Genomic DNA, 15,657 nt, shown 5'->3' on the forward strand with positions numbered 1-15,657 from the left:
CAAGGTTGTACCTGAACTTGAGTCGCATGAGAGCTTTAATATGAAGAGCACAATTTTCCAGCTGAGGTTTTACCGAAGCGTGGCCTGTTGCGTAGCTGCGCTGCCCCTCGGTTTATCTAGTGGAAGTCTTCTGGCAGCCCAGCAGATCATCGAGCGCGATACGATCATTGATGGTTCCAATCCGCTGGTTGGCTATCAGGTGTTGGGTGGTGTGAAGTTGACCGGTAATGGCGCGACCACTCAGCAGATCTTCTTGCGTGAGGGTGGTGCGCTGGAACTCAACGGCAGTTCAATCGTGGCTGCGGACGATGGCGTGCTGATGGAGGGAGGGGCGCAGGCCATCATCAATGGCAGCACCATTGCCAGCGAAGATCGTGGCGTCGTCGTGGGCCGCAGCAGCGCGGGCGGCTCGGCGGCCTGGCTGAGTGGCAGTTCCGTAACCGGCAAGAATGGCGGAGCAGCCATCGCCAGCACATCAGCGTTGCATCTCAATGGCAGCACCCTGCAGGGCACAGGCCCAGGCAGTGCCGGTGTACGTATGTTCAATGGTTGGCTCGAAGCACAGGGTAGCCAGGTCATTGGTGCGCAGGAAGGCATTCTGGTCAACGCCGATGGCACCACGGGGCAGGCACGGATTGACCTGGACGGATCGCAGGTCGTCGGGCAGGACGGGGCCGCCATCGTGGTGGCGGGCGGCAGACAAGGAGCGGCAGCGGCGAAGATCACGGTCAGCAACGGGTCGCAACTAAGTGGCAGCAATGGAAAGCTGCTTGAGGTGCGTAACCAGTCAGAGGCCGAACTGATCGTCGAAAACAGCCACTTGCAGGGCAACGTCTGGGCTGAGGAAGGTTCCAGCGCCGCCGTTATGCTCGACAAGCAGGCCACGCTCACCGGGCAGCTGGAAAATGTCGGCAAATTGACCATTGGCAATCAATCGCGCTGGAACATGGTCGGTGATGCCTCTGTGGGTGATCTGACGCTTGATGGCGGTACGGTGCAGTTTGGCCAGCCTGCTGCCTATTACCGCCTGACACTGAACAGCTTGCAGGGTAGCGGTTTCTTCGAAATGGATGCCGACTTCTCTAGCGGGCAAACGGATTTTCTGGACATCACAGGCAATGCCAGTGGCAACCATGGTTTGCTGATTGGCAGCAGCGGGGCAGAACCACAGCAGGCAGGCGAGCTTCAGGTGGTGCATACGGGCGGTGGGGACGCCTCGTTTTCGCTGGTCAACGGGCCGGTAGACCTGGGGGCGTTTTCCTACGAGCTGATCCAGCGTGGCAACGACTGGTACCTGGATGGCTCGCGCAAAATCATCAGCCCCGGCACCCGCTCCGTACTGGCGTTGTTCAACACTGCGCCCACTGTCTGGTATGGCGAGCTGACATCTCTGCGCAGCCGGATGGGGGAGTTGCGCCTGGATGACGGCAAGGCCGGTGGCTGGATGCGTACCTACGGCAACAAGTACGACGTGGCCGCCAGTTCGGGCGTCGCCTACAAGCAAACCCAGCAGGGGTTTTCCCTGGGGGTGGACGCCCCGTTGCCGGTGGGGGACGGCCAGTGGCTGCTCGGTGTGCTCGCCGGCCATAGTCGCTCGGACCTGGACCTCAGTGGTGGCACCAGTGGGGAGATCGACAGCTATTACCTGGGGCTCTACAGCACATGGCTTGACCGCAGTAGCGGCTACTACTTCGACGGCGTCGCGAAACTCAACCGTTTCGACAACGATTCGAAAATCGCGCTGAGCGATGGTACCCGGGCCAAGGGGCACTACAGCAATAATGGCGTTGGCTTGTCGGCTGAATTTGGCCGGCATGTCGAATTGGCCCAAGGCTATTTCATCGAGCCATTCACCCAGTGGTCTGCGGCGTACATACAAGGCAAAGACTATCACCTGGATAATGGCCTGCAGGCCCAGGGCGATGATGTGCGCTCGGTGCTGGGCAAGGCCGGGGCAACATTCGGCCGTAACTTCCAGGTGCAGGACGGGCGTGTCATCCAGCCCTATCTGCGCGCAGCCTACGTGCACGAGTTCATCAACAACAACGATGTGAAGGTGAACCAGAATCGTTTTTCCAACGACCTTTCGGGGTCGCGCCTGGAGCTTGGTGCTGGCCTGTCGGTAGCGGTGGCCGAGCGGCTGCAAATGCACGTTGACCTCGATCACAGTCGTGGCGAGCACGTCGACCAACCGTGGGGCGTGAACCTGGGAGTGCGTTACAGCTGGTAAACATCAACCGAGGGGGCCGACAAGGCCCCCGCTCCAGGAGAGTGAAGCCAATGCGGTCCCTGCCAATCGACCATCGGGCGTTGTTGAAGCCGGTAGAAGTCCCCGCGCTACTTGAGGATATCGACGGCGGCGAGAAAAACCTGCTGCCGGTCACTGCAACGCAGCAGCCCTTGTGCGTGCTTGTCCCCATGTGGCCTGTTAGCGATCCCCGCCCTGGTGAGCCGGAACGCCTCAAGCTGTTCTGGGATGATGACGAGGTTGAATGCAAGCAATGGGAAACTGAAGTGCCGCCCGAGGATCGACTGCTGAGCGTTCCGGTAGAAAGACTCATCGCTGGGCCACATGTGCTGCGCTACGAAGTGACCAACTCCGCCCAGGATACTAGTCCCTCGGAAAAGTTGACCGTGTTGATCGACCTTAGCCCGCCTGCTCTGGGGGGCAACCAGGGCATGCTGACGGTGGTGGAAGACCCGGAAGAAATCGAGCGTGACGGCCTCACGGAGCGCTACCTGAGAAACCATGGCCAGCGCTTGCGTACCCAGGTGCCTGGCTACACGACGCCTGTTGCCGGAGACTGCATCATCTACTACTGGGATGCCGAGCCCTTCGCCGAGTGGTGGGCAGGTGAGCATGTGGTGGCAGCAAAAGACATTGGTGGCCCGTTTTACATCGATTTCAAAAGCGAATTGATTCTCCAGCGCGGTGATGGCTATCGCTATGTGTACTATGCGATCAAGGACCGGGCCGGTAATCTCACAGCGCAATCCAGACAGTTGAAGTTGTCTGTATCGGCAGGTGCGCGGAGCTTTCCGCTGCCGAGCATTCCCCAGACCACGGGGGCCGGAGATCAGTTGCGCCTTGCGCTCAATGATCTCATCCCTCCGTTGCTCATCAGGGTACCCATGGACGCTGTGGTCTATCCGGACGAAGACTTGCGTGTGGAGTGGGGGAAGCCCGGGGATCCGGGTTATTTCTCCGCGACGACCGAGTACCCGGGGGGGAACCGTGAATTCGAGATCCCGGTGCAGAAAATCGCGGCTCAGGGCGCCACCACCATCGAGGTCAGATTCGTGGTGTCTGGTGACAAGCGTCATGATTACCCGTCGCCACCGGTCAAACTGACCATCTTGCCCTTAAGCAGGAATTTGCCCACGGTTCAGTTGGAAGGGGTCACCAGCGCAACCTTCAGACTTTCCCTGGCGCCAGACCGTATTCCTGTAACCCTGGGAACCTGGGCTTTGATGGCTGAAGGGCAGTTGGTTGACATATGGGTAACCGGGAAGTTGCAGAATGGCCAGCAGGCAGAGCCATTTCAGGTGCTGAAAGACTACGTGGTCCAGCCTGCTGATCTATCGAAAGGCATAGGTGCGGGTAATGATGTCGTTGTGCTGAAGTCCTTCCTGCAGACGCTTCTGCTCCTCAATCCGTTCACCTTGCACGTGCAGGTCAGATTTGCCGCACAAGGTGTTCCTGTGGAGTTCCCGAGCTTGAGCCCGAAATTGGAGCCTTGAGCCGAAACGCTCATCAAAGGCCGGAAACAGGCGCCGTCATCTCTTTTGTCGTGCCGCCGTAGTCACTGATGGTTGTAAAGAATACCTGCATACCTGGGGCTATAGCCCGTGTGGGCAAGGCATAGGCCACTGTGCTTTCAGGGGCGATCATCTCTCGGGCTTCGATGTTTTTTCGTTCGGTGGGGTGGCCCACCTCGACGCGCCTGAATGTGTAATGGTAGGGCGAGGGGTTGTGCACGATCAGCTGTGCTTCGCCGTCGGTGTGTTGCACGGACCATTGCAGGGTTTTCAAGCCTTCTGCTGGGGAGCCTGGCAACTCGGCAGGGCGGTAGAACAGCTTGATCCGGGTTCGCATTGCAATGGTCAAGGTGTTCGCTTGCTCGTCCTGGGCTTGAGGAATTTCCTGCACATTGAAGTAGAACAATGATTCCCTGTCCTTCGGCAGGTCATTGGGGATGCGATTGATTTGTACGGTTTGTTCACTGCCAGGGTCCAGTCGGAACAAGGCAGGTGCAGCAATCAGCGGGACAGCGGTAGTGCCGTCGTCCGCTTCGGTGTTGACCCAGCTTTGGACAGCAAACGCTTGAGTGCTGGGGTTGGCAACGATGACCGAACTGCTTTGCTTGTCGCTACCATGGATGATGCGGGTAGCGCTGATGGTGAGTGCAGCCTGGGCCGCCGACATTTGGGCGATTGTGATGGCGAGAACCATAAACAGGTTACGCAGTAGTGAGGTTGGCATGATTCGGAGTTCTGTAAATGGCCGAAAACAAGCGCAGCGAACTGCGCTTGCAGAGTGTCGGTTTTATGGAATGGCGACCAGGAAACCTACGCTGGTTGCGATATGCCCTTCAGTTACGGCGGCTGTAGTGTGCAGTTGTGTGCTGAAGTTCATGTCGGTGGGGACGGAGTCGCTCAGTTCGTATTCAACAGATTCTGCATCCGGGGCGAGCTGAGTGTTGCTCTTGTCGAAGATGGCCAGCCCGAAGCCCGTGCTGTATCCGCCGCCACTCCTCATGCCAAAAAGTTTGGCGGCTGCGTCACCGCCAAAGTGGGCCTGGAACTTGACAGTTGCCTTGTCGCCGGGATCGATGGAGCAGGTGGCAGGGTCAACCCGCAGTGCGAACCTCTCCAGCTGCGTTTTCAGGCCTGCATTTGCGTAGTCTTCGACTTTGAAGTCGCCGAGGTAGATTTTTGGCAGAGCAGGGCCGCCAGGTGTAACGACGCTGATCGGGCAGGTGCCGCCAGCAGTTACCGTGCCTTCAAAGTTGATGGTGTCAGAGGCCATGGCCGAACTGCAGCCGAGGCTCAAGGCGAACAGTGCAAGGATACGTTTCATTGTGCGATCCAGATAGAAAGTTGACTTGTCGATGTATTGTCGAGCCGGCGTCCAGAAGGGCGCCGGGCCGGCAGTGCGAAAGCCTATCGGTGATCGCTGGAGGTTATCTGTAAGGGAAGTCGTCTTACTGCTGGGAGAAGGCGATGCTGGTGAGGGGATGGGCGTCAGTGGGCCTGTCCTGAGGCAGTCAGTAACTGCTTCTGTCTGTTCCAGTCGAAGGGTTCGCCTTTTTGCTCGGCCTCGTAGCGGCACTCTTCCAGCTGTTGGTAGAGGTTCAGTTCCTCATCGGGCATGAAATGCAGGCAATCACCGCCGAAGAACCAGAGTAGGTCGCGTGGCACCAGGTGGGCAATTTGTGGATAGCGCTGGATCACTTGGCAAATCAGGTCCTGCCCCAGGTACTGGCTGTGCAGTGGATCCTGCGGCAGCAGGTTCAGCAGTTCGTCGAAGCGCTCAAGGAATAATGCGTGGCTTTCCTCAGGTACCTGCTCGGCCTCGGCAAGCGCCAGCAGAATGGTCCGCAGATGCTGCAGCAGTTGCAGGTGATAGTCCAGGTGGGGCGTGGCCATGATGCGGTCCTCGGCTAACTCAAAAACGCGAGTATACCGCACTGCGCTTCACCCACCTGCCGATTGGGCGAGCTGCCCCGACAGGCACCTGTCATTTTTGACAATTGTATAAAAAGCCCAAGGGGTTTTACAGGGTGCCAGGCATTTACCAACGCCATGGAGAACGTCATGACTCACACGAAGAATCCTGCCCCGAACACTAACTTTGGCATTGTTTATAGTCTGGTGTGGTACGGCCTGTTGAATGATTGCTGGAAGGCTTATCATGCAAAAAATGAATTTGTTCCGGGTGAAGCACTATTACTCGACAGGCAGACTGATGCAGAGACGTGGAAAGTCGCATCTGCCGTATTCGGGCAGCCGTTGGTGAAGTGGTCTGATGGGGGGCTGGAACTGCATAAACGACTGTTGAGTGAGCGGGAGGTAGTCCTTAAGTTGGAGCCGGGTAGCAGAGAAGCCTGGTTAAGAGAAATCAGGGATGTCGGCTATGACGGAAGTCAGGTTCTTACAATCAAAGCCTCTATTGTCAGCTCTCTCGCTTACCGAGGTGAGGGTGTTGTTCGCCTGGAGTGGTCAGCTGAACCAGAGTTTTCATTTACAGGGCAAGATACACTGCTGCTGAAACTGACACGTGGTTATCAGGCCAAGAAAGGCATTGATCTTTATTCCGTCGGCACTCCCACAAACAGCCAGTTGCGTGAGTTGATAGTTTCCTTTCAGCCATTCAATCAAGGAACGGCGATGGGTATTAACTATAATGGTACGAATCTGGCGGTTGTTGAGGTTCAGTCGCCGGCTTTTGGCAGCCTGCCTGATCGCGCAGGTACAGCAGCTATGGACCAGATCATTTTCCTGTTTGCGCAACGGGCATTCCCTGAGGTAAGTCTGGGCAAGGCCCCTTATGATGAAGCATGGGTCCCTTCGCTGGTGTTCCCACCGCCTCATCTCAAGCGCAAATCTGGCTCCTATGATGAAAGCCTGGAGGTCTATGGAACGGAATACAACTCACCCAAAGAAGCGTTTCTAGCGGCAGAAGGCGCTCAGTTGCAGAAAACCCCATTGTCGCTAGACCCCTTGGTCCGTCTGATTGCGAACGGCACTGGCAAACAGGAAGTTATACTGCAGCCTGGCCCTGATTCAGCGACCTGGGTGCTCGAAGGCGAACGCCTGGGGCGTGTGGAGCAAGAACACGATACCAGGTATTACTATCCTCCAGGCAGACTTCAACCCGATGTGGTTTTGGAGTCGGATAACAAGACCGATCGCCCGGCAGCCGTTATTTCGAGCGTTCCTGAAAAGTTCACGGTTGATGTGGTCAAAGCCACCCAAGGTGGCGAAAGTGCATACAGTACATTTGCGATGTACTACGCACCGATGACTCATTATTTCAAGATGTCCCTAGAGGGGGGTAAGCTCAAACTTACACTGTGGTACTACTCGTCGAAAATTAGGCAGGAAGTTCAAATCGAGGGCGCTGATATCAAATGGGCCATTGCTGCGGGTAACGGTAAGGTGTCCAGCACCGGTGTTTTCAGCCCGGCTGACAGCGATCCTTCGCCCTTCACAGTCGTGTGGGCGCAAGATACAACCAACGATTTTCTGCTGTACTGGGCGTTTACCATCATTCCGATACCTCTCTACTCGCCTGCGGAGGCAGTAGCGCTATTTCAGAACTGAGTATTTGCTTCAGCGCTCGCCAGGCCGACAGAGCCTGAAATGGACTCTGTCGGCATCCTGCCTCGGTCACCCTATGTTCAGCGAATGCGCCCAGGCATGGGGGCCAGCTGGTCCTTGTCGAACGCGTCCACGTCGATGACGTTCCGGCTTGCCTGCTCGGCTTCTTGCAGCAGTTGGCCCTCTGATGGCTGTAACAAGCCTGCTTCAATGGCTGCTTCCACGGGCGACTTTCCGTGGGTTGGTTTTACCTTGCCAGCCTTTATGGCCTGGTGCAGCGCATTTTGCAGAGGCTTGGTCTCATTCAGCAAATCACTGGCTCGTTGTAGCGCTGCAACCGGGTCGCCTTCGGCCTGTGGCCTGAAGCATCCCGCTAACAGCTCCTCCAGTGCCGGGTCGCCTTTGCTGCGGCCGATCAGTGCGGCGACTTCGGCATCCAGTTCATCGCTCGGCCCGGTATGGCGGCGGCCGAAGGGGAATACCAGCACGCGCAGGGCACAGCCGACGAAACGGTTGGGGAAGTTGTCCAGCAGGCGGTCCAGGGCGTTTTCCGCCTGACCCAGGCTTTCTTCCATGGCCCAGCGCAACAGTGGCTGCATGTGCTCCGGTGAACCCAGGTCGTGATAGCGCTTGAGGGCGGCGCTGGACAGGTACAAGTAGCTGAGCACGTCACCCAGCCGTGCGCTCAGGCGTTCGCGGCGCTTGAGCGCACCGCCCAGCAGCATCATCGACAGGTCGGCCAGCAGAGCGAAGGCCGCGGCCTGGCGGTTGAGCGCCCGGAAGTAACCTTGGCTCAAGGCGTCACCCGGTACGCTCTCCAGGCGGCCCAGGCCGAGGTTCAACACCAGCGTGCTGGCCGCGTTGCTCGCGGCGAACATGATGTGTTTTATCAACAGGTCATCGAATTCCCTCAATGCCTGATCGCGGTCCTCGCGCCCGGCCAGGGCCATTTCCTTGAGCACGAACGGGTGACAGCGGATGGCACCCTGGCCGAAGATCATCAGGTTGCGCGAAAGAATGTTGGCGCCTTCGACGGTGATGAAGATCGGCGCCCCTTGCCAGTTGCGCCCCAGATAGTTGTTTGGCCCCATGATGATGGCCTTGCCGCCGTGCACGTCCATGGCGTGCTTGATGCACTCGCGGCCACGCTCGGTGAGGTGGTACTTGAGGATCGCCGACAGCACCGAAGGCTTCTCGCCCAGGTCCACGGCCTTGGCGGTCAGCAGCCGTGCGCTGTCCATCAGCCAGGCGTTGCCGCCGATGCGTGCCAGCGACTCCTGGATACCTTCGAAGGCAGCCAGGGGAACATTGAACTGTTCGCGTATGTTGGCGTACTGGCCAGTGACCAGGCTGGTGTACTTGGCAGCGCCGGTACCCACTGCGGGCAGGGAGATGGAGCGGCCGACCGACAGGCAGTTCATCAGCATCATCCAGCCCTTGCCGAGCATGGCCTGGCCACCGATGAGGAAATCCAGCGGCACGAATACGTCCTTGCCGCTGTTGGGGCCGTTCATGAACGCGGCGCCCAGTGGCAGGTGGCGTTTGCCGATTTCGACGCCAGGCGTGTCGGTAGGGATCAGCGCCAGGCTGATACCCAGTTCTTCCTGCTCGCCCAACAGGTGGTCCGGGTCGTAGGCCTTGAACGCCAGGCCCAGCAGGGTGGCGACGGGCCCGAGGGTGATATAGCGCTTTTCCCAGTTCAGGCGCAGGCCGATGACCTCTTCGCCGTTCCATTGCCCCTTGCAGACCACCCCGGTGTCAGGCATGGCGCCAGCATCGGAGCCGGCCAGCGGGCCAGTGAGGGCGAAGCAGGGGATTTCATCTCCACGCGCCAGGCGTGGCAGGTAGTGGTTGCGTTGTTCGTCAGTGCCGTAATGCAACAGCAGTTCGGCCGGGCCGAGCGAGTTCGGCACCATCACGGTGGAGGCCAGGTCGCCGCTGCGGGTGGCCAGTTTCATCGCCACCTGGGAGTGTGCGTAGGCTGAAAAGCCCTTGCCGCCGTATTCCTTGGGGATGATCAGGGCGAAGAAGCCATGCTGCTTGATATGTGCCCAGGCTTCGGCCGGCAGGTCCATGTCCTGGCCGATCTGCCAGTCGCTGACCATGGCGCACAGCTGTTCGGTCGGGCCATCGATGAAGGCCTGTTCTTCTTCGGTCAGCTTCGGCGCCGGGTATTCGAGCAAGGTGCGCCAATCGGGGCGGCCGCTGAACAGTTCGCCGTCCCACCATACGGTGCCGGCGTCGATCGCCTCGCGCTCGGTTTGCGACATCGGCGGCAGGGTGCGCTGGAACCACTTGAACACGGGGCCGGTGAATACCTTGCGGCGCCATTCCGGCAGCGCCACCAGGGCGACCTTCAGTGCCAGCACTATCCAGAGCAGGGTCAGCAGCCAGCCAGGAGCGCTGCTGAAAATGCCCATCAGCAGTATATAGCCCGTCATGATGCCGAGAATCTGCAAGGGCGCCAGGCGCCGGTGCGTGAGGTACGCCGCGCCGATCACCAGCACTACCAACCACAACAGCAACATAATCGGTCCTCCTTGGAACCAGGGGGGTAAGCCGTCCCAGACAGCTTAGACGCAACGCTGCGAACGGCCGGGTCAGAACAGTGACAGGGTGTAGCGGTGGGAGTTTCAGTCCGATGTTTGCCTGTACCGGCCTCTTCGCGGGTAAACCCGCTCCCACAGGTACTGCACCGCTCTGAGATCGGGTGCGATCCTTGTGGGAGCGGGTTTACCCGCGAAGAGGCCGGTACAGGCGATAAAGCTCTGGAGTAGACTGTGCCTCCTCCGCATTCATAAGGACGTTGCCATGCTGAAGATCTGGGGCCGCAAGAATTCGAGCAATGTACGCAAGGCGCTGTGGATCGCCCACGAACTGGGCCTGGACTTCGAATCCATCGACGCCGGCGGCGCCTTCGGCGTGGTCAACGAGCCACACTACCGTGCCCGCAACCCCAACGGCCTGGTGCCGATGCTCGAAGACGGCGACCTGACCCTGTGGGAGTCCAATACCATCGTCCGCTACCTGTGCGCCGAGTACGGTGCGGAGCAGGGCTGGTACCTGGACGACCCGCGTCAGCGCGCCCTGGCGGACAAGTGGATGGACTGGACAACGTCGTCCTTCGCCACGCCGTTCCGCCCTCTGTTCTGGGGCCTGTTGCGCACCCCGGAAGACCAGCGCGACTGGGTGGCGATCAACGCTGCGCACAAGCAATGCGCCCAGCTGCTGGCCATTGCCGACGAAGCCTTGGCCAAACAACCGTACCTTTCCGGTGACCAGATCGGCATGGGCGACATCCCACTGGGCAGCTTCATCTATGCCTGGTTCGAAATGCCCATCGAGCGCCCGGCGATGCATAACCTGGAGGCCTGGTACGAGCGCCTGAAAGCCCGCCCTGCATACCAGGCAGCGGTAATGACTGCGCTGACCTGATCGAACACCACGGCTACTTCGATAGTCATTATCAATACACATGACTGTACTTGTGCGGCCAGGCCAAGCACCATTGGCCGCACTCACTGCGCCAGTGCCTTTACCTGGCGTGTCCTGCACCTTTTTCTCGGTAAGTGACCCGCTATGAGTTCCGCCCTGTCCATTCGACAGCTGACCAAGACCTACGGCAACGGTTTCCAGGCCCTCAAGGGCATCGATCTGGATGTTGCCGAAGGCGACTTCTTCGCCTTGCTCGGCCCCAACGGCGCGGGCAAGTCCACCACCATCGGCATCCTCTCCACCCTGGTCAACAAGACCAGCGGCACGGTCAACGTGTTCGGCCACGACCTGGACCGCGAGCCGTCGGCGCTAAAACGCTGCCTGGGCGTGGTGCCGCAGGAGTTCAACTTCAACCAGTTCGAGAAAACCTTCGACATCGTCGTGACCCAGGCCGGTTACTACGGCATCCCGCCCAAGGTGGCCAAGGAGCGTGCCGAGCAGTACCTGACCCAGCTCGGCCTTTGGGACAAGCGTGACGTGCAGTCGCGTTCGCTGTCCGGGGGCATGAAGCGCCGCCTGATGATTGCCCGCGCGCTGATCCACGAACCGCGCCTGCTGATTCTCGACGAGCCCACTGCCGGTGTGGACATCGAACTGCGCCGTTCGATGTGGAGCTTCCTCACCGAGCTGAACCAGAAGGGCATCACCATCATCCTCACCACCCACTACCTGGAAGAGGCAGAGCAGCTGTGCCGTAACATCGGCATCATCGACCACGGCACCATCGTCGAGAACACCAGCATGCGCCAGCTGCTGGGCAAGCTGCATGTCGAAACCTTCGTCCTTGACCTCAAGCAGGACCTGGCCACTGCACCGACCTTGCAGGGCTACCCGTGCCGGCTGCTTACCCCGCACACCCTGGAAGTGCAGGTGGACAAGGACATCGGCATCACTGCGCTGTTCGGCCAGCTGGCACTGCAGAACATCGAGGTGCAGAGCCTGCGTAACAAGACCAACCGACTCGAGGAGCTGTTCGTGTCCCTGGTGGAAAAAAACCTGTCGAAGGTGGCCGTATGAGTGTGGAACTGCGCACCAACTGGGTCGCCCTGAACACCATCGTCTACCGCGAAGTGCGGCGCTTCCTGCGTATCTGGCCGCAGACCCTGCTGCCGCCGGCGATCACCATGGTTCTGTACTTCGTCATCTTCGGTAACCTGATCGGCCGGCAGATCGGCGACATGGGTGGCTTCACCTACATGGAGTACATCGTGCCGGGGCTGATCATGATGTCGGTGATCACCAACTCCTACGGCAACGTGGTGTCGAGCTTCTTCGGCAGCAAGTTCCAGCGCTCCATCGAAGAGCTGATGGTGTCGCCGGTTTCGCCACACACCATCCTCGTCGGTTACGTGCTGGGTGGCGTGCTGCGTGGCCTGGCGGTGGGCGTGATCGTGACCTTCCTGTCGCTGTTCTTTACCCACCTACAGGTGCACCACCTGGGCGTGACCGTGGTCGTGGTGCTGCTGACCGCCACCATCTTCTCGCTGCTGGGCTTCGTCAATGCGGTGTTCGCGCGCAACTTCGACGACATTTCGATCATCCCTACCTTCGTGCTGACGCCGCTGACCTATCTGGGCGGGGTGTTCTACTCGATCAACCTGCTGCCGCCGTTCTGGCAGACCGTGTCGCTGGCCAACCCTGTGCTGCACATGGTCAACTCGTTCCGCTACGGCATCCTAGGGGTGTCGGATATCAGCATTGGCACGGCGATTACCTTCATGCTGGTCGCTACCGCTGTGCTCTACGTGGTGTGCGTTCGCCTGCTGGTCAGCGGCCGCGGCATGCGTGCCTGAAGCCTTGCACCGGCATTGGCGCAGACGCCACTGCCGGCCCACCCACCAGCGCCAGTAGAGCATGGTGGTGAAGTAGCCAAGGATACCCAGCACCACGCCGCACACCACCGAGCCGAGCAGGAAGGGTTGCCACAGCGTCGACAGCTGGTCGGTGATCCACTGGAAAGTCAGTTCGTCGGGCAGGGTGCGCGGCGGCACCTGCATCAGCCAGGCGCCGGTCATGTAGGTGACGAAGAACACCGGCGGCATGGTCAGCGGGTTGGTCAGCCAAACCAGGCTGACCGCGATCGGCAGGTTGCCGCGCAGCGGAATGGCCAGTGCGGCGGCCAGCAGCATCTGCGCTGGCATCGGGATCAGCGCCGCGAACAGGCCAACGCCCATGGCCCTCGCCACCGAATGGCGGTTCAGGTGCCAGAGGTTCGGGTCATGCAGCAACTTGCCGAAAAAGCGTAAGGACTTGTGTTCCCGAATACTGGTCGGGTCCGGCATGTAGCGTTTGAAAAGTCGGCGCGGCATGTAGGCTCCCGGAGCGTTGACCTGGGCAGTATGCCCTGATTCCCGTTCAGCCTCGTTTAGAGTTTGTGACAATTGTTGAGCAAGCGCTGCCGGCAATTGGGCTATGCCTCAGAAGGTGATTTCGCTTCTGGAGCTCTACTTCTATGCGCACAGGGATGCTTGCGCTCGCGCTCGGGCTGTTGTGCCTGGGCTTTCTCCCCGCATTGCCATCGGTCGGATGGCTGGTGCTGCTGGCTATAGCCGGTGGCGTCGGCCTGTTCACCCGGCTGTGGCCGTTGGGCTGTTTTCTGTTGGGTTTGTGTTGGGCCTGCTGGTCCGCGCAGCAGGCGCTGGATGACCGCCTGGCCGCCGGGCTGGATGGCCGCACCCTGTGGCTTGAAGGCCAGGTGGTCGGCCTGCCGACCCGGACTGCGCAAGGTGTGCGCTTCGAGCTGGATGCGCCCCGCTCGCGGCGGGCAGAACTGCCGCAGCGCCTGCAACTGAGCTGGTTCGACGGGCCGTCGCTGCGGGCGGGCGAGCAGTGGCGGCTGGCGGTGACCTTGCAGCGCCCGGACGGGCTGCTCAATCCGTATGGGCCAGACCGGGAGGCGCAACTGCTGGCGCGCCGGGTTGGGGCCACCGGCACGGTCAAAGCCGGGCAGTTGCTGGCGCCTGCAACCGGCGGTTGGCGCGATGCGCTGCGCCAGCGCCTGCTGGCAGTCGAGGCCCATGGCCAGCAGGCAGCGTTGGTAGCGCTGGTTATTGGCGACGGGGCGGGTCTGGCCCGGGAGGACTGGCAAACGTTGCAGGCCACCGGCACGGTGCACCTGCTAGTGATTTCGGGCCAGCACATCGGCCTGGTTGCCGGCTTGCTGTATGGCCTGGTTGCCGGGCTGGCGCGTTGGGGGCTGTGGCCCGCTCGGCTGCCCTGGCTGCCCTGGGCGTGCGGCCTGGCCATGGCTGCGGCACTGGCCTACGGTTGGTTGGCTGGTGGCGGTGTACCGGTGCAGCGTGCCTGCCTGATGCTGGCCGTGGTGTTGCTCTGGCGCCTGCGTTTTCGCCACCTTGGTGCGGCCTTGCCGTTGCTGCTGGCGCTGGTTGCCGTGCTACTGGTGGAGCCGTTGGCCGCGCTGCTGCCCGGGTTCTGGCTGTCGTTCGCGGCCGTGGCCACGCTTGGTTATTGCTTCAGTGCACGCCTGGGCGGCTGGCGGCCCTGGCAGGCCTGGACGCGGGCGCAATGGGGGATTGCCATCGGTTTGCTGCCGGTGCTGCTGGCTACGGGCTTACCGGTGAGCCTGAGTGCGCCGCTGGCCAACCTTGTTGCGGTGCCGTGGGTCAGCCTGGCGGTGCTGCCGTTGGCATTGCTGGGGGCCTTGCTGCTGCCGCTGGGCGAGGTAGGGGAGGTGCTGTTGTGGCTGGCGGGTGGTTTGCTCGACGTGCTTTTCCGGCTGCTGGAGTTGGTGGCCCAACAGCAGTCGACGTGGCTGCCAGCCGTTCTGCCATTGTGGGCCTGGCTGCTGGTGTGCCTGGGTACGCTGCTGGTTTTGATGCCCCGTGGCGTGCCACTGCGCGGGTTGGGGGGCGTGATGCTGCTGGCGCTATGGGTACCCCGGGAGACGCTGCCGTTCGGCCAGGTCGAGGTCTGGCATCTGGATGTCGGCCAGGGGCTGGCGGTACTGTTGCGCACCCGGCATCACAACATGCTGTACGACGCAGGGCCGGCCAGGGGAGAGAGCGACCTGGGCGAGCGGGTGGTGTTGCCGACCTTGCGCAAGCTGGGGGTGGGTAGCCTGGACCTGATGCTGGTCAGCCACGCCCATGCCGACCACGCCGGTGGTGCTGGCGCAATCCTGCGTGGCTTGCCGGTCAAACGGGTGATCGGCGGCGAAGTGCTGGATGACATGCAACTGCAACCTTGTGCCAGTGGCGAGCAATGGATGTGGGATGGCGTGCGCTTTTCACTATGGCGCTGGGCTGATGGGCAGAGCAGCAATGACCGCTCCTGTGTGTTGCTGGTCGAGGCGCAAGGTGAGCGATTGTTGCTGGCGGGTGATATGGAAGCCGGTGCCGAACGGGCCTGGCTGGCGGCCACAGAAGCGCCGTGGATCGACTGGTTGCAGTCGCCGCACCATGGCAGCCGCAGTTCATCCAGCGAGGCCTTCATCCGCGCCACGGCACCGCGCGGGGTACTGATTTCGCGCGGGCGCAACAACAGCTTCGGGCACCCGCACGCGCAGGTGGTCGAACGTTATCGGCGGCATGGGGTGGTGATGCATGACACAGCGGAGCAGGGGGCGTTGCGGTTGGTGCTGGGGAGGCTGGGGGAGGTCGAGAGTGTGCGCCGACAGAGGCGTTTCTGGAGGGATGCGGTCGGTGGCTGAGCTGGCCCTTTCGCGGGTAAACCCGCTCCCACAGGTACTGCACCGAACCGGAGGGTGGTACAAAACCTGTGGGAGCGGGTTTACCCGCGAAAGGGCCAGTTCAGCCACCCGACAGCTCAAGGTAGAAACCGGGTAGGGGAATTCCCTGACCTCCGGCAGATGAGCCCCCG

11 protein-coding genes and 1 pseudogene are annotated in these 15,657 nt (G+C 60.7%); 7 read left to right on the top strand and 5 right to left on the bottom strand.

Features of this window, described 5'->3' with window-relative positions; translation table 11 throughout:
* Positions 1-40: 40 nt before the first annotated feature.
* Positions 41-2,230, top strand: coding sequence for an autotransporter outer membrane beta-barrel domain-containing protein (locus CAF92_RS24150; protein WP_085602139.1), 2,190 nt, complete (start codon positions 41-43; stop codon positions 2,228-2,230).
* A 50-nt stretch (positions 2,231-2,280) separates the two neighbouring features.
* Complete coding sequence (locus CAF92_RS24155) at positions 2,281-3,741, top strand: hypothetical protein (RefSeq protein WP_085602140.1); 1,461 nt, start codon at positions 2,281-2,283, stop codon at positions 3,739-3,741.
* Positions 3,742-3,754: 13 nt separating this feature from the next.
* Here CAF92_RS24155 and CAF92_RS24160 read toward each other — a convergent pair whose 3' ends face one another.
* The 3 genes from CAF92_RS24160 to CAF92_RS24170 form a co-directional block, all read right to left on the bottom strand.
* Positions 3,755-4,483, bottom strand: a complete 729-nt coding sequence (locus CAF92_RS24160) for a molecular chaperone (protein WP_085602141.1) — start codon at positions 4,481-4,483, stop codon at positions 3,755-3,757.
* A 63-nt stretch (positions 4,484-4,546) separates the two neighbouring features.
* Positions 4,547-5,080: a fimbrial protein gene (locus tag CAF92_RS24165; RefSeq protein ID WP_085602142.1), complete on the bottom strand. Its 534-nt coding sequence runs from the start codon at positions 5,078-5,080 to the stop codon at positions 4,547-4,549.
* Between the two features lie 164 nt (positions 5,081-5,244).
* Positions 5,245-5,649: a PA2817 family protein gene (locus CAF92_RS24170; protein ID WP_085602143.1), complete on the bottom strand. Its 405-nt coding sequence runs from the start codon at positions 5,647-5,649 to the stop codon at positions 5,245-5,247.
* A gap of 168 nt (positions 5,650-5,817) precedes the next feature.
* On the opposite strand from CAF92_RS24170, the gene CAF92_RS24175 reads away from it, so the two are divergent.
* Positions 5,818-7,326 carry a hypothetical protein gene (locus CAF92_RS24175; RefSeq protein ID WP_085602144.1) on the top strand — a complete coding sequence of 503 codons (1,509 nt, stop codon included), beginning with the start codon at positions 5,818-5,820 and terminating at the stop codon, positions 7,324-7,326.
* A gap of 77 nt (positions 7,327-7,403) precedes the next feature.
* Here the strand turns inward: CAF92_RS24175 and CAF92_RS24180 are convergent, their stop codons facing one another.
* Positions 7,404-9,851 carry an acyl-CoA dehydrogenase gene (locus CAF92_RS24180; protein WP_085602145.1) on the bottom strand — a complete coding sequence of 816 codons (2,448 nt, stop codon included), beginning with the start codon at positions 9,849-9,851 and terminating at the stop codon, positions 7,404-7,406.
* 283 nt (positions 9,852-10,134) lie between these two features.
* Between CAF92_RS24180 and CAF92_RS24185 the strand changes: the two genes are divergently transcribed.
* The 3 genes from CAF92_RS24185 (at position 10,135) to CAF92_RS24195 (ending at position 12,611) form a co-directional block, all read left to right on the top strand.
* A complete protein-coding gene (locus tag CAF92_RS24185; protein ID WP_046617068.1) occupies positions 10,135-10,758 on the top strand; it encodes a glutathione S-transferase in 624 nt (207 codons plus the stop codon).
* 144 nt (positions 10,759-10,902) lie between these two features.
* Positions 10,903-11,835 (top strand): ABC transporter ATP-binding protein, encoded by a 933-nt coding sequence (locus tag CAF92_RS24190; RefSeq protein ID WP_085602146.1) that lies wholly within the window; start codon positions 10,903-10,905, stop codon positions 11,833-11,835.
* Entirely contained in the window at positions 11,832-12,611 is a 780-nt protein-coding gene (locus CAF92_RS24195; protein ID WP_046617070.1) for an ABC transporter permease, read from the top strand. Before CAF92_RS24190 ends, CAF92_RS24195 begins: the two co-directional genes overlap by 4 nt.
* 9 nt (positions 12,612-12,620) lie before the next feature.
* On the opposite strand, the pseudogene CAF92_RS24200 reads toward CAF92_RS24195, so the two are convergent.
* Positions 12,621-13,127: pseudogene (locus CAF92_RS24200) on the bottom strand (DUF2062 domain-containing protein); the annotation flags it as partial.
* 143 nt (positions 13,128-13,270) lie between these two features.
* Between CAF92_RS24200 and CAF92_RS24205 the strand changes: the two are divergent.
* On the top strand, positions 13,271-15,487 hold the full coding sequence (locus CAF92_RS24205; RefSeq protein ID WP_085602147.1) for a DNA internalization-related competence protein ComEC/Rec2: 2,217 nt from the start codon (positions 13,271-13,273) through the stop codon (positions 15,485-15,487).
* Positions 15,488-15,657: the final 170 nt, after the last annotated feature.

It is taken from the genome of Pseudomonas sp. B10(2017) (assembly GCF_002113295.1).
Classification (GTDB): domain Bacteria; phylum Pseudomonadota; class Gammaproteobacteria; order Pseudomonadales; family Pseudomonadaceae; genus Aquipseudomonas; species Aquipseudomonas pudica.